Consider the following 16,598-nt stretch of genomic DNA (forward strand, 5'->3'; position numbering starts at 1 on the left):
GGTCCGCTGCATCCGGATACGCCGTTTCCGGGTAGTGACCGACATCGGAGGTAGAAAATGAAGATTGCCGTCGTCGGCGCCGGAATATCCGGGTTGTCCGCAGCCTGGCTGCTGTCACGAAGCCACGAAGTGACACTCTATGAGCAGGAGGGCCGTCTCGGCGGTCATTCGAACACGCTGGACGTAACGCTCGATGGCGTGAGCCATCCGGTCGATACCGGCTTCATCGTGTTCAACCGGGCCACCTATCCGCATCTGTGCGGACTGTTCGCCCAGCTGGGTGTACCGATTGCCGACAGCGAAATGTCTTTCGCGGTCAGCCTTAGGCAGCCGGATCTCGAATGGGCCGGCTCCAGCCTCGCCACCGTGTTCGCGCAACCGTCCAATCTGGCGCGTCCGCGCTTCTGGGGCATGCTGCAGGACATCCTGCGCTTCAATTCCGAAGTCACGCAGAAGGCGGTGGACGGCACGGCAGAGCACATTTCGCTGGGCGATTTCCTGCAGCGCCACCGCTACGGCGACGCGTTCCGTGACTGGTATCTGCTGCCCATGGCGGCCGCCATCTGGTCCTGTCCGACCCGCACCATGCTGGCCTACCCGCTGGCCACCTTTGCCCGTTTCTGCCACAACCATGGTCTGCTGCGGGTGAATGACCGGCCGCAGTGGCTGACTGTGCGCGGCGGTTCACGCGAGTACGTGAAGCGCATCGCCTCGCAGCTGGGTGACGTGCGGCGCGCCACCGCGGTCAAGGCGCTGCACCGCGTGTCCGACGGCGTGCTGGTCGACGCCGGCGGCCTGCGCGAGCGCTACGACCAGGTGGTGCTCGCCTGTCATTCCGACCAGGCGCTGCAGCTGCTCGGCGATCAGGCCAGCGCGGCCGAACGCCGGCTGCTGGGCGCCATCGGCTATCAGACCAATCTGGCGGTGCTGCATACCGATACCGCGCTGCTGCCGCGCAACCGACGGGTGTGGTCGTCGTGGAACTACATGGCGGGCGAGGGGGCGCCGGACGACCGGCCGGTCAGCGTGTCCTACCTGATGAACCGGCTGCAGCCGCTGCCCTTCCAGCAGCCGGTGGTGGTGTCGCTGAATCCCTTCGTCGAGCCGGATCCGGCCAAGGTGATCACCCGCATCGAATATGCGCATCCGGTGTTCGATGGCCCGGCCATCGACGCCCAGCAGCGACTGCCGGAAATCCAGGGCCGCGACCGGCTGTGGTTCTGCGGTGCCTGGACTGGCTACGGTTTCCACGAGGACGGTCTGTCGTCGGCGGTGCGGGTTGCGCGTCACCTCGGTGCCGACATTCCGTGGCTGCGCAGCAGCGAGGCGGTGAGCGCGTGAGCGAGCCGGCGGTCAGCCTGTGCCGCGGCGCGGTGATGCACGCGCGTGCCACGCCGGTGCGCACGCGTTTCGCCTACCGGCTGTTCTTCCTGCGCATCGCGCTGAGCCGGCTTGAGCAGCAGCCGGTGCCCATGCTGGCGCTGAACCGCTGGGCGCCGCTGTCCTTTCACTACCGCGACCACGGCGCCCGCGACGGATCGCATCCGCTGCAGTGGATACGTGCGCTGCTGGCGCGTGAAGGCCTCGGCTGTGCCGATGGAGAAGTGGTGTTGCAGACCATGCCGCGGCTGTTCGGCTACGTGTTCAACCCGGTCAGCTTCTGGTTCTGCCACGACCGCGCCGGCGCGCTGCGCGCGGTTCTGTGCGAGGTGAACAACACCTTCGGCGAACGTCACGACTATCTGGTCGCGCATCCGGACGGCAGGCCGATCACCGGCGGCGAGTGGATGCAGACCCGCAAGGTGTTTCACGTATCGCCCTTCTTTCCGGTCAGCGGTCACTACCGCTTCCGTTTCGACCGCCGCGGCGATCTGCACGCGGTGGCCATCGATTACCACGACGACGGCGGTCGCCGCCTGCGCACCCGGCTGTCCGGCCGGGCTGCGGCGATGAGCCGTGCCGCTGCGCTGCGCGCGTTGTGCGCCCACCCGCTGATGACGCTGGCGGTGATGGCGCGCATCCACGTCCAGGCCTTCCACCTCTGGCGCGCCCGCGTGCCTTTCTTCCGCAAACCGCAACCTCCGGTACAGGAACTGACCCGATGAATCAGCCCGACGCATTGATCGCCCTCGAACGCCGCAGCGTGCTGCCGTCCGCCGTCCGCCATGTGTGCCGGCTGCTGGAACGCATCGAGCACGGCTGGCTGCTGATGACGCTGCCCAATGGCGAAATGCTGTCCTTCGGTCACCAGGGTGAACCGGTCGAGATGCGGGTGAAGGACTGGAGCGTGTTCGAGCGGGTGATTGCGCGCGGCGACATCGGTCTGGGCGAAGCCTGGTTCGAGGGGCTGTGGGACTGCGACCAGCTGACGCGGGTGCTCACGCTGTTCGCGATGAACCGCGAGGCGCTCGAAAGCGCGGTGCACGGCAACCTGCTGTCGCTGGCGCTGGCCCGTCTGCGCCATCTGGCGCGCGCCAACACCCGCTCGGGCAGCCGTCGCAACATCATGGCCCACTATGACCTGGGCAACGATTTCTACGCGCTGTGGCTGGACCGCACGATGACTTACTCCAGCGCGCTGTTCGACGGCAATCCGCAGCGGGATCTGGCGGCCGCCCAGCACGCCAAGTACGAACGCATCGCCCGCGTGCTGCGGCTGCAGCGCGAACAGCCGGTGATCGAGATCGGTTGCGGCTGGGGCGGCTTCGCCGAAGTGGCGGCGCGCGATTTCGGGGCGCAGGTGCATGGCGTCACGCTGTCGCCGGCCCAGCTCGAGTGGGCCCAGGCGCGTGCGCAGCGCGGCGGCTTTGCCGACCGCGCGACCTTCGAACTGCGCGACTACCGTGACCTGCGCGGCCAGGTCGATCGCATCGTGTCGATCGAAATGCTGGAAGCCGTGGGCGAGCGCTGGTGGCCCACCTATTTCCGCAAGCTGGGCGGACTGCTCAGGGTGGGTGGCGAGGCAGTGGTCCAGACCATCAGCATCGCGGACGAACTGTTCCCGCGCTACCGGCGTGGCACCGATTTCATCCAGCAGTACGTGTTCCCGGGCGGCATGCTGCCGTCGCCTTCGGTGTTCACCCGGCAGGCGGAAAAGGCGGGTCTGAAGGTGCAGCAGAATTTCCGCTTCGGTCTGGATTACGCGCTGACGCTCGCGCGCTGGCGCGACAGCGTCACCGAGCACTCGGACGCGCTGCGCGCGCTGGGTTTCGACCCCCGCTTCCAGCGGCTGTGGCACTTCTATCTGGCGTACTGCGAAGCAGGCTTCCGTGCCGGCTCGATCGACGTGCACCAGTTCCATCTGGTCAAGCCGTGATGCGACGACTGCTCTGGCTGCTTTGTCTGGTGACGGCGACTGTCTGCGCCCAGCCGCCGGCCGGCGTTGCGGAGCTACTGGACGACCCGAAGCCGCTGGGCAGCGGCGAAATGCGCTGGTTCGGCCTCAAGCTGTATGACGCCACGCTGTGGGCCAGCGGCGGGCAGTACCGCGCAGAAGGGGGCTTTGCGCTGAGCCTGCGCTATGCGCGCGACTTCGATGGCGTGCGGCTGGCGCGTGCCAGCATCGATGAGATACGCCGCCTGGGTGAGCGCGATGAGGGCAAGCTCGCGCGCTGGCAGTCGGTGCTCGAAAGCGTGTTCCCGAACGTGAAGGCCGGCGAAGTGATCACCGGGGTGAAGCGAGCCGACGGCAGCGCGCGTTTCTTCCATCAGGGCAAGGGCCTGCCGGCGGTCGAGGAGAGGGCGCTGTCCGACGCCTTCTTCGCGATCTGGCTGGACCCGCGCACGCGCGAGCCGGCGTTGCGCGAACGTCTGCTGGCCGAGGCCGGCGGCGGCCGGTGAAGACCGGCGAAATCGCCGCCTATGGACTGCTCGGCGCGCCGCTTGCGGCCGCTGCGCTGCCGGTCTATCTGCATATCCCCAAGCTGTACGCGGAACATTACGGGCTGTCGCTCGCGCTGCTGGGCGGTCTGCTGTTCGCGGCGCGGCTGCTCGACGCGCTGGCCGATCCGCTGATCGGCGCCTTCAGCGACCGCGCGCGCGGCCGCCGCGTGCTGGTGCTGGCAGGCCTGCTGCCGCTGGCCATCGGCCTGCCGGCCCTGGTGCGGCCCGCGGCCGGCATCGACCCGGTGCTCTGGCTGACCGGCGCGCTGCTGCTGGTCTATGCCGGCTACAGCCTGGCCACCATCAACTACGGGGCCTGGGGCGCCGAACTGTCGGCGACACCGGCACTGGGTACCCGGCTGGTCGCGTCGCGCGAGGGCTGGGCGCTGGTTGGCGTGGTCGCCGCCTCGGTCGCGCCCGGTCTGCTGGCCGATCAGGCGCCCGCCGGGCTGTGGCGGGCCACGCTGTACTGGCTGCCCTGGCTTGTGCTGGCGGCGGCGCTCACGCTCACCCGGGTGCCGGATACGCGCGCGGCGGCGGTGCAGCCACCGCTGCGCGACACCGCCCGCGAGCTCGCCGCGCACGCGCGCTTCCGCCGGCTGCTGGCGGTGTTCGCGCTCAACGGCATTGCCGCGGCCATACCCGGCACGCTGGTGCTGTTCTTCATTGCCGACGTGCTGGTCGAGCCGGCGCGCGAGGGCCTGTTTCTGGCGCTCTATTTCATGGCCGGCATCGCCGCACTGCCGATGTGGACCTGGCTGGCCGACCGCTTCGGCCGCGCCCGCTGCTGGGCGCTGTCCATGCTGCTCGCGATCGCGGCCTTCGGCGGCGCGTGGACGCTGGAGGCCGGTGATGCGCCGCTGTTCATGGCCATCTGCATCGGCTCCGGTATCGCGCTGGGCGCCGATCTGGCGTTGCCGCCGGCGCTGCTGGCCGGGCTGATCGCCGATCGGCGCGAAGCGCTGCCGGCCGGTGGCGCCTTCGGCGTCTGGACCCTGGTCACCAAACTGAATCTGGCGCTGGCCGCCGGGCTGGCGCTGCCGGCACTGGCCCTGCTCGGCTACCGCCCGGGTGTTCAGGACGAGGCCGGGCGAGCGGCGCTGACCGCGGTCTATGCGCTGCTGCCGCTCGGCCTGAAGGCGGCGGCGCTGTGCCTGCTGTGGCCGGCCATGCGCTGGCTTGAAGCGGGCGACCTGTATCGAAGCGAAGGAGTGAAGGCATGAGAAAGACGATATGTGCGCTGCTGGCCGCACTGGGGCTGGCCGGCTGTGGCGGTGTTCCGGTCGAACGCTACGCGGCGCAGACCCCGGTGCTGGATCTGAAGCAGTACTTCAACGGGCCGGTGCTCGGGCACGGCATGTTCCAGGACCGCGGCGGCGAGGTGATCAAGCGTTTCGTGGTGCGAATCGACGCCCGCTGGCAGGGGGACACCGGCACGCTGGACGAACAGTTCGAATGGAGTGACGGCACCCGGAGCCGCCGGGTGTGGACGCTGAAGCACCTCGGTGACGGCCGCTACAGCGGGCGGGCGGACGACGTGGTGGGCGAGGCGCAGGGCGAGGCACGCGGCAATGCGCTGCGCTGGCGCTATGTGCTGGCCCTGCCGGTCGGCGACAAGGTCTACAACGTCGATTTCGACGACTGGATGTATCTGATCGACGACAGGGTGATGCTCAACCGCTCGGCCATGAGCAAGTTCGGCGTGCATCTGGGTGAGGTGACGCTGTCCTTCACTCGCGGTACGCCCTGATGTTCGGGCCGCTGAATCCGCCGCTGGCCGACTGGGCCGGCAAGCGGGTCTGGGTGATCGGTGCATCCACCGGCATCGGTGCCGCGCTGGCGCGCAGGCTGATACGCGCAGGCGCCCGGGTGGCGCTGTCGGCACGCGACGCCGGCCGGCTCGCCGAAGTGGCCGGTCTGTCGCCGCAGGTGTGCCTGTGTCCGCTCGATGTGGCCGGTCTGTCGCCGCAGGTGTGCCTGTGTCCGCTCGATGTGGCCGAACCCGGTGCGCTGCAGCGTGTGGCGACGGACATCGCGGCCCGCTGGGGCGGCGTGGATGCGGTGTTCTTCGTCGCGGCCCGCTACCGTGCGGTGCGCGCCTGGGAACTGGAGACAGACGATATCGATGCGACCCTGCGCACCAATGTGGCGGCGGTGATGCAGGGCTGCGCCGCGGTGCTGCCGGCCATGCTGGAGCGGGGCAGCGGTGCGCTGGTCATCGTGTCCAGCGTGGCCGGCTATCGCGGGCTGCCGAAGGCGCTGGTCTATGGCGCCAGCAAGGCGGCCCTGATCAATTTCGCCGAGGCGCTGTATCTGGACCTGCACCCGCGCGGTCTGGGCGTGCATCTGGTGTGCCCGGGCTTTGTCGAGACACCGCTGACCGCGAACAATGACTTTCACATGCCGGCACTGATCAGCCCGGACGCGGCGGCCGGCCACATTCTGTCCGGTCTGCGGCGCGGCGATTTCCACATCCATTTCCCGAAGCGCTTCACCCGCTGGCTGCTGCTTCTGCGCCTGCTGCCGGGTCGGCTGTACTTCGCCGCAGTCAGGAAGGTGACGGGTCTTTGAGCGTGCGTGCTATCGCGTCAGACGCCGGGCGGCGATCACCACCGCGCTGAGCGATACCGCGATGCCGGCGAAGGCGGCCAGCCACATCAGGCTCCAGCGCAGTGCCGGGCGGGCCGAAAGCGCCGGAATCTCGAACGCATGCGGCGCGTTGAACAGCCAGCGGCGCAGCCGTGCGTCGCGGTCCATGGTGCCGAGCAGGCGGCCGTCCAGGGCGTCGATATGGACCCAGGTTTCGGCCGGATCTTCCATCTGCACCCGCCACACCGGCAGTTCCTTCGGATCGCGTCGGCCGTACCACCAGGCGTCTTCCGCGGTGAGCCGCTCGATCGCATTGATGCGCGCGTCCGGCAGCAGCGCACGCGCCACGGTTTCAGCGTGCTGTTCGGTCACGTCCGGGTGATCGAAACCAGGCAGGTCGAGCGCACGGCGGTAGCCTTCGCCATTGGTCAGCGTCATCCGCGCATGGCCATCCACCCAGTAAAGCTGGATGTCCTTCCAGCCGGTTTCGGACAGCAGTGCATCGAGCGTCGCGCGCTGCTGCGGCCACGGGAATTCCGGCGCCACGCTGCCGGTGTAGCGGGCCATCGCCGCCTTGCCCGGCGGCGTGTTGCGCAGCCAGTCGCCGGGCGACATCGACAGCCAGCCGCTCACCATCCAGGCCAGTACGAACAGGCCGCCGCCGAGTCCGGCCATGTGGTGCAGCTTCATCCAGCCGATGAAGGGGCTGAACGGCGACTGCCGGCGCAGACGCTGCAGGCCGAGCACCAGACCGCTCAGCGCGGACAGGCAGCAGATGCCGGACACCCACAGCAGGGTCTGACGCCACAGATCCGACTTCTCGCGCAGCGGCGTGAAGTAGAACCAGTGCGGCACCGCGCCCAGCCAGTTCCACAACCGCTCGCGCCGGCTGGTGTCGCGCACCACTTCACCGCTGCGTGCCGAAATGTACAGCTCGGTGCCGGCGGCATCGTCCAGCGCGATGCGGTGGAAGGGGCGCTGGCGGTCCAGCGTGGCGAGCACGGTCCACTGGTCGCGCTCCACGGTGCCGGTCCAGCGGGTGTGCAGTGCGCCAGCGAAGGCTCGGGCGATCGCTTCGGCGCGTGCCACGTCCACCGCGTCGATGCGGGTGCCGGTCTGCGCGCTCACGGTGTGCCGGCTGCCGTCGGCCAGCACCATGCGCCATACCGGCTCGCGACTGCCGTCTTCGCGCACCAGCGATTCCAGCCACAGCTTGCGCGGAAAATTGTGCGCACCGGCGGCGCGCAGTGCGGCGTCCGGCGTCACCCGCAGCAGGCTGCCGTCGAGCGGCGCCAGTCCGCGCAGGCGCTCGGCGTCGGTCAGCGACGGGAAGCCGACCACGCTCATGACCAGGCCGGACAGGAACCACATCAGGAACAGCAGACAGCCGGCGATGCCCAGCCAGCGGTGCCCTGCGCGCAGGGTCTGGAACAGCCGCGCGAGCACGGTCTGGCGGGTGAGTGTGAAGGGCGGGAACATCACGCGGGCACCGCGCGCCGGCGCGGCCGCAGCGCAGTCAGCCAGTCCAGCATGCAGTAGAAGGCGCCGGCGGCCAGCGGCGGATTGGCAGACACCAGCGCCAGGCCGGGCACTTCGCTGCGCCAGGTCCAGGCGCCGAGCGCGGTGCCGTACAGCTCCATGCACAGCGCCAGTACGAACATGGTGGAGTACAGCCGCGGCGACGGGCCGTAGCGCAGCGCCAGCAGGTAGAGCGCGAACAGCGGCAGATTGGCGGTGTCGCCACCCACCGCGAGGCCGGCCAGCACCAGACCGGCAGCCAGCGGCGGCACCGCGTCGATGGCGCGATGTGGCAGCCGGTCGGCCAGCCATACACCCAGCGCGTACAGCAGCACATGGCCCGGCGGCACGAACAGCGGCAGATTGCCCAGCCGGTAGTCGTACAGGCCCCACAGCAGCGACAGCACGATTTCGCCGAAGGTGGCCCAGGCCAGGCACACGGTCCATTGCATGCGCTGGTCCGCGTGGCCTGACCACCACATGAAGCCGAACAGCAGCCAGGTCCACAGCGCGACCGCCGGCTGCGCCCAGGCCAGACCGCAGGCGTCCAGCCACAGGCCGCCGGCGATGGTCAGTGCGGTGGCGAGGGCGAGCGGGGCGTTCATGGGGGCGGGGCGCAGTCAGGCGGGGCGGCGGAAGGCCGCAGGGGCCTGCATGGTAAACTCACGGGCTCGAAAAATCGCGGGTTTTCCCATGTCCGGCAATACTCTGGGCACGCTGTTCCGTGTCACGTCCTTCGGTGAATCGCATGGCCCGGCCATCGGCTGCGTGGTCGATGGCTGCCCGCCCGGGCTGAAGCTCGACGCGGCCGACATCCAGGCCGAACTGGACCGCCGCAAGCCGGGTACCTCGCGCCACGTGACCCAGCGTCGCGAACCGGACGAGGTGGAAATCCTGTCCGGCGTGTTCGAAGGCGTCACCACCGGTACGCCGATCGGCCTGCTCATCCGCAACCAGGACCAGCGCTCGAAGGACTACGGCAACATCGCCGAAACCTTCCGCCCGGGCCATGCCGACTACGCCTACTGGCAGAAGTACGGCATCCGCGACCACCGCGGCGGCGGTCGTTCGTCCGCACGCGAAACCGCGGTGCGGGTGGCGGCCGGCGCGATCGCGCGCAAGTGGCTGCGCGAGCGCTACGGCATCGACATCCACGGCTGGATGAGCCAGCTCGGCCCGATCCGCATCGAGTACCGCGACCGCGACGCGATCGCGAACAACCCCTTCTTCGCGCCGGACGTCAGCGTGCTGCCGGAACTCGAACTGTTCATGGACAAGCTGCGCAAGTCCGGCGATTCCTGCGGCGCGCGCATCGACGTGGTCGCCAGCGGCGTGCCGGTGGGCTGGGGCGAGCCGGTGTACGACCGGCTCGACGCCGACATCGCCTACGCGATGATGGGCATCAATGCGGTCAAGGGCGTCGAGGTCGGCGCCGGCTTCGCCAGCGTCGAACAGCGCGGCACCGAACATTCGGACGAAATGTCGCCGGAAGGCTTCCTGTCGAACAACGCCGGCGGCGTGCTGGGCGGCATTTCGACCGGCCAGGACCTGCGCGTGTCCATCGCCATCAAGCCCACGTCCAGCATCCGGCTGGACCGGCATTCGATCGACAAGGCCGGCAATCCGGTCATCGTGAACACCCACGGCCGGCACGACCCCTGCGTCGGCATCCGCGCGACACCGGTGGCCGAAGCCATGCTGGCCCTGGTGCTGATCGACCACGCGCTGCGCCACCGTGCGCAGTGCGGCGACGTCGAGGTGGCCACGCCGCGCATCCCGGCGCAGGCGCCGGCAGAGGTGGTGGAGCGGCTGCGCGCCGCCCGCGACGCCGAACAGGCCGACGCGCAGGCCGACGAACAGGACTGAGTCGCTGCGACGGGCGGTTGCGGCCAGCGGCCGTACCGCCTGCCTGTCGCGAGCCCGCTCTGCTTCCGTTCCTTTTCTTCCTTTCCCCCAGCTTTCCCCTCCACCTGACGGCCGCTGATGTCTGCCGTCCCGGGCCCGGCTGACCCGTTTGCGCCTGCTCGCGCGGCCTGCCTGAAAGATATTCGTCACCCTGTGCGGGGCTTGGCCGGAACCGGGCGGAAGCGCTCGGCCGGTACGCGATACGGCGCGTGCTCGCCATCCGGTTCATGCATGCAGGATGGGGTGGCCGGCAGTCGATGCGCGCGGAATGTGCGTACAGGACGGGAAATTTTCCCTGCGTGAATTTATCGGGAGGATTTCCCTGTGTCCGCTGGCCCTGTGCCCAGTACAACTCGCGGAAACAAACTGCCCGTGGTCGTGTAGGAATCTGTCCTACCCGGAATCCGATGAAGAGGCTCGACAAGCGAGGAGGGGCGGCGTGCTTCGTGCCCGCCCTGGTGCTGCTCTGCGGCGGCGCCAATGCACAGGAAAAGACCGAGGTGCGCCTGGAGGAAGTCAACATCCGGGCGCCGCGCATCGTCACGCCTCTGCCAGGCGTGAGCATGGAGCGCGAGCAGACGACGGTGAACGTTCAGAGCGCGACCGACGCCGATCTGCGCAACCAGCAGTCGATCAACATCGCCGACTACCTCAACACGCAGGGCCAGTCGATCACCGTCAACGACTACGCCGGCAACCCTTTCCAGCAGGACATCAGTTTCCGCGGCTTCTCCGCCTCGCCGCTGGTGGGTACGCCACAGGGCCTGTCGGTGTATCTCGACGGCGTGCGGGTAAACGAGCCCTTCGGCGAAGTGGTGAACTGGGATCTGATTCCGACGCTGGCGATTTCCCGCACCGATCTCATCCCGGGTTCCAATCCGCTGTTCGGTCTGAATACGCTGGGCGGCGCGCTGTCGCTGCAGACCAAATCCGGCTTCACGTCGGAGCGCTTCGAAGCCACCCGTACCCAGGGTTCGTGGGGGCGCAGCCAGAACCAGCTGGCGGTCGGCGGCAACAACGGCACGCTGGCCGGCTTCGTTGCCTTGAGCGAATTCCGGGAGGATGGCTGGCGCAACAATTCGCCCAGTCAGGTGAACCAGTATTTCGGCCGCATCGACGCGCGCATCGGTGCCAGCGAATGGACCGCCTCGCTGCTCAAGGTGGACAACAGGCTGACCGGCAATGGCCTTGTGCCCTACGAGGAATGGCAGGCCCGCCCTCAGTCGGTGTTTACCTCGCCGGACACCACGGACAATGATCTCACCCACGTCAATCTGCGCGCCCGTTTCGACGTCAGCGACCGGGACAGCGTGTCGGTGGGCGTGTATCAGCGCAAGCTCACCCAGCGCTCGGTGGGTGGCGACTTCTGGGACGATTTTGACCGTCTGTCCTACGGCCGGCTGGACGACTGCCCGCTGAGCCATTTTCCCTTCGTGTCCGCCAACGGCGCCTACGATCCGAACGGTCCGACCTCGCCCGGCTGCCCGGGCTTCGCGCCGAACGGCCTGTTCAACATCGGCGGCACTTCGCAGGAAGCGATCGGTACCACGGTGCAGTGGGTGCATGTCGGTGACGAACACCAGCTGGTGTTCGGCGGCACCTTCGACCGCAACGACCTCAGCTACGGTCAGGGCCAGATGCTGGGCTTCATCGATGCCGACCGGAATGTGTACACCGATCCGGCCAAGGCGGCGGATCTCGGCCTGTCGGCGCTGGACACGGTGATCCAGCGCAACTTCCTGACCGGCAGCAACGAATCGCTCGCCTTCTTCGCGACCGATACCTGGACCGTGCGCGACAACCTGTTCGTGAACTACGGCCTGCGCTGGAGCCGTACCCACGTGCGCAATCAGCTGGTGTCGGACAAGCCGATTCCGCTCTACCAGTTCACACCGGCCTTTCTCAACAGCCGTCAGCAGCGTTGCGGCACGCTGGCCGATGCGGCGGCGCGCTTCCTGTGCTCCGAAGGCGATTACACCTACTACAGCACCAACCCGTCCTTCGGCGTGTCCTGGCTGCCGGAACCGGCGCTCAACCTGTACCTGAACGTGAGCCAGGGTGCGCGTACGCCGTCGGTGATCGAACTGGGCTGTGCGCGCGACAAGGAACTGGAGAACGCGAACAACGGCAAGAGCATCGGCTGTTCGGTGCCGACCGCGCTGACCAGCGATCCCTATCTGCCACAGGTGCGTTCGCTGAGTACCGAACTGGGCGTGCGCGGTTCAGCCTATGACGGAAAGCTGGAATTCAACGCCACCATGTTCGAAACCCAGCTCGAGGACGACATCCTGTTCGTGTCGCTGGGCCGCAAGAACCGCGGCGTGTTCGACACCTTCAAGCACACCTCCCGCCGCGGCTTTGAACTGGGCCTGAATGCCAAGGTCGGGGCGCACACCTTCCGCATCGCCTACACCCGGCTGGACGCCAAATTCGGCTCCTACGCCAAGGTGGTGAACCAGTCCAACAGCAGTTCGAACAGCACCGCCGGCCAGCTGAACGAATTCACGATCGAACCGGGCGACCGCATACCCGGCATACCGCGCGATGTGCTGCGCATGGGCTGGGCCTTCGACGTGAACGACAGGATGAATGTCGGCATCAACATGATTGCCCACGCCGGGTCGTTCTCGCGCGGCAACGAGAACAACGAGCACCAGGCGGGTGGTGACGACAATTTCGGCGAGTCCTTCGGCGGCGGTGCCAACGGCCTCGGGCGTGCCTACATCGGCAGGGGCCGTACCTCCGGCTACGCCATCTTCAACTTCGTCGGCCGCTATCGCATCACCCGCGACCTGACGCTCTTCGCACGCGTCGACAACATTTTCGACAAGCAGTACCTGACCGCCAGCGAACTCGAACTGAACCCTTTCGTCGCCGGCGGCTTCGGTGGCCGCGATGCGTCCGGCTTCAACTACAACTCGTTCGCATGGACCCACTCCCAGTTCGTCGGCCCCGGCTCGCCGCGCGCTGGCTGGTTCGGGCTGACCTACGCCTTCGACACGGTCGCGTCCGTGCAGTGAACGCCTTCTTCGATCCCATTCAAGCCGCACGAGTGCAGTCCACCCGAGGAGAGTCCATGATGAAACTCAGATACCGTAGCCTGGCCGTGCTGTTCGCGGCCACGGCCCTGCCAGCCCACGCCGGCGACTTCACCAGCCTGCTGTACGGCACCGGCCCTGGCGCCGACCTGAAGTGGGGAACCGCCGATGACACCAACGCGGTCGGCGCCGGTCCGGATCGCGTCCTCGGCACGGCGGACGACACGACGGCCAAGGTGTCCGGCGCGGGTAATGTGCAGGGCGACAAGCTTTACCTGAAGGTACCGGATGCACGGGCCGCTACGGCGACGACACCCGCCTACAAGCCCATCCTTTACAGCAGCGAGAACGGCAAGATACCGCTGGCTATCGATTACTTCGCAACCGAATGGCGCACCCAGGCCGGGGTGCCTGCGCGCGGCACGCACACCGCACAGGGCACGCTCACGCTGGTGGATTCACACGTCACGTTCGGCGCCTCTCTCGGAGGCGTTGCCATCGGCGATGTCTACGATTTCGTGTTCCGTGACTCGCGCGACAACACGCTGGTGTTCGGTACCCGGGTCGAACTGGGGCAGAAACCGACCTACGATCAGGACGCGGAACTGAACTACCTCTACCGCTACGGTTTCGTCGAAGGCAGCACCGTGTTCAAGACCGATATTGCCTGGACCTTCCTCGGCAACACCGATCTGCGGCTGTACAACGCGGCCCGCGCTGACCTGCGCAGCCTGATCGGCACGCCGACGCTGAACCTGAACGCAGTGAGCTTCCAGTCCGACATCAATCTGTCGGAAGGCAACCCGTTCAGCGGTCTGTACCTGATCAAGACCGATGCCACCGCCTACAAGACCATGGCCGGCGCGATCGGCTATTTCCAGGCCGGCGAGGAAGGGCAGGCACTGCTCTACAACACGATCGCCGGCTTTGCACCGACCGTACCGCCGCCGGTCGTGGTGCCCAATCTGCCAGTGCCGGAACCGTCTGAATACGCACTGTTCCTCGCCGGTCTGGGGTTGATCGGCGTGGCCGCGCGCCGTCGCCTGCGTGCCTGAATCCACAGCCTTCCCTGCATACACACCAGAGGTCAGCATGAAACTCAAAGCACTTGCCTTCTCGCTGCTGCTGGGCCTGTCGGCCCAGTCCGCATACGCCTTCGTCTCCCTGCCGGAGACCGGCCCGCTGCGCATCACCGGCAGCAACAATCCGGCGGCTGATCCGCTCTTCCTGGGCTTTGACTGGAATCCGGCGGACAACGGCTACACCCGTGTCGCCCGCCGCATCAGTTCGGTCATCTATGACGGCACCGACATCGGCACCTTCTACGATTTCGTCTATCGCTACACCGATGGCACGCTGGCGTTCGCGTCGCGTTTCGAACTGGACGTGGGCGAAATCGACACCGGCGCCTTCGCCTACGAAACCGAAATCAACGACATCCTGCGTCGCGGCTATGCCGGCTACGACGTGTCGGTTGGCTGGTACGACTCGGGTACCGACAGCGACATGCGCCTGCAGAGCGTGGCGCACTCGAATGGCGTGCGCACCCGCCCGACCAATCCGGTCGATGTGTTCGACGACAACGTGGTGGATTTCCGTACCGACGTTTCGGTCGAGGAAGAGAACCCGACGACGGCCTGGTACGTGCTGAAAACCAACGCGACCGAATTCACCTATCTGGTCGATGCGGTCACCATCCGGCAGGCGCCGAGCCTCGATGGCGTTTCGCCGCCGCTGCGTGTCGCCACCTTCGAAGGTTTTGCACCGGTCACCGCGCCGGTGCCGGAACCTGAAACCTATGCGCTGCTGCTGGCCGGTCTGGGCATGGTGGGTCTGGCGGCCCGCCGTCGCAAGCAGCCCAACTGAGCATCACGCTCGTCCCGGGCAACCGGGCGTTTCGTTCGAGCCGGGCCTGTGCCCGGCTCTTTTTTTCAGCTGAACAGTCGGGACACCTCGCGCGGTGCGCAGCGCAGGTACTGCGGCGCCACCTTCACCTGCGCGCCCAGACGCGCAGCCGCGTGCCAGGGCCAGCGCGGGTCGTACAGCATGGCGCGGGCGACGCCGATCAGATCGGCCTGACCGGCGGCCAGGATCGATTCCGCCTGTTCGGCTTCGGTGATCAGGCCGACCGCGATCGTGGGCAGGCCCACCGCCGCGCGGATGCGTTCGGCGAAACCCACCTGATAGCCGGGCACGGCCGGAATCTGCTGCGCGGTCGACACGCCGCCGCTCGACACGTGGATGAAATCCGCGCCGCGCGCCTTCAGTGCCTGCGCCAGCACCACGCTCTGTTCGACATCCCAGCCGCCGTCCACCCAGTCGCTGGCGGAAATGCGCATGCCCACCGGCCGTTCGTGCGGGAAGGCTTCGCGCACCGCGTCGAACACTTCGAGCGGGAAGCGCATCCGGTTTTCCAGCGTGCCGCCGTAGGCGTCGGTCCGCACATTCGGCAGTGGCGACAGGAACTGGTGCAGCAGATAGCCGTGCGCGCCGTGCACCTCGATTGCATCGATGCCCAGCCGCGCCGCGCGACGGGCGGCTTCGGCGAAGGCGGTGCGCACCCGGCGCAGGCCGTCGGCGTCGAGTGCCTGCGGCGGATGCTCGTGCGCAGCGTGCGGAACCGGCGAGGGCGCCACGGTCTGCCAGCCGCCTGCGGACGGCGCGATCTGCGCGCCGCCTTCCCACGGTCGGGCGACCGAGGCCTTGCGACCGGCGTGTGCGAGCTGGATCGCGATCGGCATGTCCGAATGCGCGCGGGTGGCGGTCAGCACGCGGCGCAGTGCGGCCTCGTTGTCGTCGTTCCACAGACCGAGGTCGGCGGCGGAAATGCGGCCTTCCGGCTCGACCGCGGTCGCTTCGATCACGAACAGGCCGGCGCCCGACAGCGCCATCTGGCCGATATGCATCAGATGCCAGTCGGTGGCGTTGCCGTCGAGGGCCGAGTACTGGCACATCGGCGCGATGACGATGCGGTTGGGCAGCCGCAGGCGGCCGAGTTCGCAGGGCTGGAAGAGCAGGCTGGACATGGGGCGTCTTTCACTGAGCGGTGATCGGGCAGCACGAGGCGTGCGCCGGGAATTTACCCTGATCGCCGCCGTGCCACGAAGTTCGCGCCACCGATGACTGCCTTACAGACCCAGTTCAGTCAGCCCGGGGTGGTCGTCCGGCCGCCGGCCCTGCGGCCAGCGGAACAGGCGCTCCGACTCGCTGATCGCCAGGTCGTTGATGCTGGCGTGGCGGTGGGCCATCAGGCCGTTGTCGTCGAATTCCCAGTTCTCGTTGCCGTAGGCGCGGAACCACTGGCCGGCGTCGTTGTGCCACTCGTAGGCGAAGCGCACCGCGATGCGGTTGCCGGCGGTGCACCACAGCTCCTTGATCAGCCGGTACTCGTGCTCCTTCGACCACTTGCGGGTCAGGAAGTCGACGATCTCCGCGCGGCCGGTCACGAATTCCGAGCGGTTGCGCCAGCGGCTGTCGGCGGTATAGGCCAGCGATACCCGCTGCGGGTCGCGGCTGTTCCAGCCGTCTTCGGCGGTGCGCACTTTCTGGGCGGCGGTGTCTGCGGTGAAAGGCGGCAGAGGCGGGCGGGGTGCGTCGGTCATGGCGGTGCTCCGGTGGTGACAGAAAAGAGACAGGTCTGTCTACATGCTTGAACAAGACAGATCT

The 16,598-nt window shown here is 67.7% G+C and carries 15 protein-coding genes; 11 read left to right on the plus strand and 4 right to left on the minus strand.

The window, feature by feature from the left end:
* Positions 1-57: 57 nt before the first annotated feature.
* Genes METUNV2_RS0105890 through METUNV2_RS0105920 form a run of 7 tightly spaced genes read left to right on the plus strand, consistent with a single transcriptional unit; the run spans position 58 to position 6,453 of the window.
* Positions 58-1,341, plus strand: a complete 1,284-nt coding sequence (locus METUNV2_RS0105890; RefSeq protein WP_026187915.1) for an NAD(P)/FAD-dependent oxidoreductase — start codon at positions 58-60, stop codon at positions 1,339-1,341.
* Positions 1,338-2,105, plus strand: coding sequence for a DUF1365 domain-containing protein (locus METUNV2_RS0105895; RefSeq protein ID WP_018228562.1), 768 nt, complete (start codon positions 1,338-1,340; stop codon positions 2,103-2,105). Before METUNV2_RS0105890 ends, METUNV2_RS0105895 begins: the two co-directional genes overlap by 4 nt.
* The gene (locus METUNV2_RS0105900; protein WP_018228563.1) at positions 2,102-3,316 is read left to right on the plus strand and encodes an SAM-dependent methyltransferase; all 1,215 of its coding nucleotides are present in this window, start codon (positions 2,102-2,104) and stop codon (positions 3,314-3,316) included. The genes METUNV2_RS0105895 and METUNV2_RS0105900 overlap by 4 nt, the downstream gene beginning before the upstream one ends.
* Positions 3,316-3,840, plus strand: coding sequence for a hypothetical protein (locus METUNV2_RS0105905; RefSeq protein ID WP_018228564.1), 525 nt, complete (start codon positions 3,316-3,318; stop codon positions 3,838-3,840). The genes METUNV2_RS0105900 and METUNV2_RS0105905 overlap by 1 nt, the downstream gene beginning before the upstream one ends.
* A complete protein-coding gene (locus tag METUNV2_RS0105910; protein WP_018228565.1) occupies positions 3,837-5,105 on the plus strand; it encodes an MFS transporter in 1,269 nt (422 codons plus the stop codon). The genes METUNV2_RS0105905 and METUNV2_RS0105910 overlap by 4 nt, the downstream gene beginning before the upstream one ends.
* Positions 5,102-5,632, plus strand: coding sequence for a DUF3833 domain-containing protein (locus METUNV2_RS0105915; protein WP_018228566.1), 531 nt, complete (start codon positions 5,102-5,104; stop codon positions 5,630-5,632). Before METUNV2_RS0105910 ends, METUNV2_RS0105915 begins: the two co-directional genes overlap by 4 nt.
* Positions 5,632-6,453 (plus strand): SDR family NAD(P)-dependent oxidoreductase, encoded by an 822-nt coding sequence (locus tag METUNV2_RS0105920; RefSeq protein ID WP_018228567.1) that lies wholly within the window; start codon positions 5,632-5,634, stop codon positions 6,451-6,453. Before METUNV2_RS0105915 ends, METUNV2_RS0105920 begins: the two co-directional genes overlap by 1 nt.
* 9 nt (positions 6,454-6,462) lie before the next feature.
* Here the strand turns inward: METUNV2_RS0105920 and METUNV2_RS0105925 are convergent, their stop codons facing one another.
* The gene (locus METUNV2_RS0105925) at positions 6,463-7,950 is read right to left on the minus strand and encodes a hypothetical protein (RefSeq protein WP_018228568.1); all 1,488 of its coding nucleotides are present in this window, start codon (positions 7,948-7,950) and stop codon (positions 6,463-6,465) included.
* The gene (locus METUNV2_RS0105930; protein WP_018228569.1) at positions 7,950-8,594 is read right to left on the minus strand and encodes a hypothetical protein; all 645 of its coding nucleotides are present in this window, start codon (positions 8,592-8,594) and stop codon (positions 7,950-7,952) included. The genes METUNV2_RS0105925 and METUNV2_RS0105930 overlap by 1 nt, the downstream gene beginning before the upstream one ends.
* Positions 8,595-8,682: 88 nt before the next feature.
* On the opposite strand from METUNV2_RS0105930, the gene aroC reads away from it, so the two are divergent.
* From aroC to METUNV2_RS0105950, 4 genes are all read left to right on the plus strand, one after another.
* Complete coding sequence (gene aroC, locus METUNV2_RS0105935; RefSeq protein ID WP_018228570.1) at positions 8,683-9,855, plus strand: chorismate synthase; 1,173 nt, start codon at positions 8,683-8,685, stop codon at positions 9,853-9,855.
* A gap of 446 nt (positions 9,856-10,301) precedes the next feature.
* Positions 10,302-12,914 (plus strand): TonB-dependent receptor, encoded by a 2,613-nt coding sequence (locus METUNV2_RS0105940; RefSeq protein ID WP_232415621.1) that lies wholly within the window; start codon positions 10,302-10,304, stop codon positions 12,912-12,914.
* Positions 12,915-12,970: 56 nt separating this feature from the next.
* Positions 12,971-13,987 carry a PEP-CTERM sorting domain-containing protein gene (locus METUNV2_RS0105945; RefSeq protein WP_018228572.1) on the plus strand — a complete coding sequence of 339 codons (1,017 nt, stop codon included), beginning with the start codon at positions 12,971-12,973 and terminating at the stop codon, positions 13,985-13,987.
* A gap of 37 nt (positions 13,988-14,024) precedes the next feature.
* On the plus strand, positions 14,025-14,798 hold the full coding sequence (locus tag METUNV2_RS0105950) for a PEP-CTERM sorting domain-containing protein (protein ID WP_018228573.1): 774 nt from the start codon (positions 14,025-14,027) through the stop codon (positions 14,796-14,798).
* A 65-nt stretch (positions 14,799-14,863) separates the two neighbouring features.
* On the opposite strand, the gene METUNV2_RS0105955 is transcribed toward METUNV2_RS0105950, so the two are convergent.
* Entirely contained in the window at positions 14,864-15,958 is a 1,095-nt protein-coding gene (locus METUNV2_RS0105955) for an NADH:flavin oxidoreductase/NADH oxidase (protein WP_018228574.1), read from the minus strand.
* A gap of 102 nt (positions 15,959-16,060) precedes the next feature.
* Positions 16,061-16,534: a nuclear transport factor 2 family protein gene (locus METUNV2_RS0105960; RefSeq protein WP_018228575.1), complete on the minus strand. Its 474-nt coding sequence runs from the start codon at positions 16,532-16,534 to the stop codon at positions 16,061-16,063.
* Between the last annotated feature and the right edge of the window lie 64 nt (positions 16,535-16,598).

The sequence above is a fragment of the Methyloversatilis universalis EHg5 genome, assembly GCF_000378945.1.
Lineage (GTDB): Bacteria > Pseudomonadota > Gammaproteobacteria > Burkholderiales > Rhodocyclaceae > Methyloversatilis > Methyloversatilis universalis_A.

Excerpts from the sequence above, each read along its gene's own strand:
- METUNV2_RS0105890 (WP_026187915.1), top strand. The coding sequence starts at position 58 with ATGAAGATTGCCGTCGTCGGCGCCGGAATATCCGGGTTGTCCGCAGCC.
- METUNV2_RS0105900 (WP_018228563.1), top strand. The coding sequence starts at position 2,102 with ATGAATCAGCCCGACGCATTGATCGCCCTCGAACGCCGCAGCGTGCTG.
- METUNV2_RS0105905 (WP_018228564.1), top strand. The coding sequence starts at position 3,316 with ATGCGACGACTGCTCTGGCTGCTTTGTCTGGTGACGGCGACTGTCTGC.
- METUNV2_RS0105915 (WP_018228566.1), top strand. The coding sequence starts at position 5,102 with ATGAGAAAGACGATATGTGCGCTGCTGGCCGCACTGGGGCTGGCCGGC.
- METUNV2_RS0105920 (WP_018228567.1), top strand. The coding sequence starts at position 5,632 with ATGTTCGGGCCGCTGAATCCGCCGCTGGCCGACTGGGCCGGCAAGCGG.
- METUNV2_RS0105925 (WP_018228568.1), bottom strand. The coding sequence starts at position 7,950 with ATGTTCCCGCCCTTCACACTCACCCGCCAGACCGTGCTCGCGCGGCTG.
- METUNV2_RS0105930 (WP_018228569.1), bottom strand. The coding sequence starts at position 8,594 with ATGAACGCCCCGCTCGCCCTCGCCACCGCACTGACCATCGCCGGCGGC.
- aroC (WP_018228570.1), top strand. The coding sequence starts at position 8,683 with ATGTCCGGCAATACTCTGGGCACGCTGTTCCGTGTCACGTCCTTCGGT.
- METUNV2_RS0105940 (WP_232415621.1), top strand. The coding sequence starts at position 10,302 with ATGAAGAGGCTCGACAAGCGAGGAGGGGCGGCGTGCTTCGTGCCCGCC.
- METUNV2_RS0105945 (WP_018228572.1), top strand. The coding sequence starts at position 12,971 with ATGATGAAACTCAGATACCGTAGCCTGGCCGTGCTGTTCGCGGCCACG.
- METUNV2_RS0105950 (WP_018228573.1), top strand. The coding sequence starts at position 14,025 with ATGAAACTCAAAGCACTTGCCTTCTCGCTGCTGCTGGGCCTGTCGGCC.
- METUNV2_RS0105955 (WP_018228574.1), bottom strand. The coding sequence starts at position 15,958 with ATGTCCAGCCTGCTCTTCCAGCCCTGCGAACTCGGCCGCCTGCGGCTG.
- METUNV2_RS0105960 (WP_018228575.1), bottom strand. The coding sequence starts at position 16,534 with ATGACCGACGCACCCCGCCCGCCTCTGCCGCCTTTCACCGCAGACACC.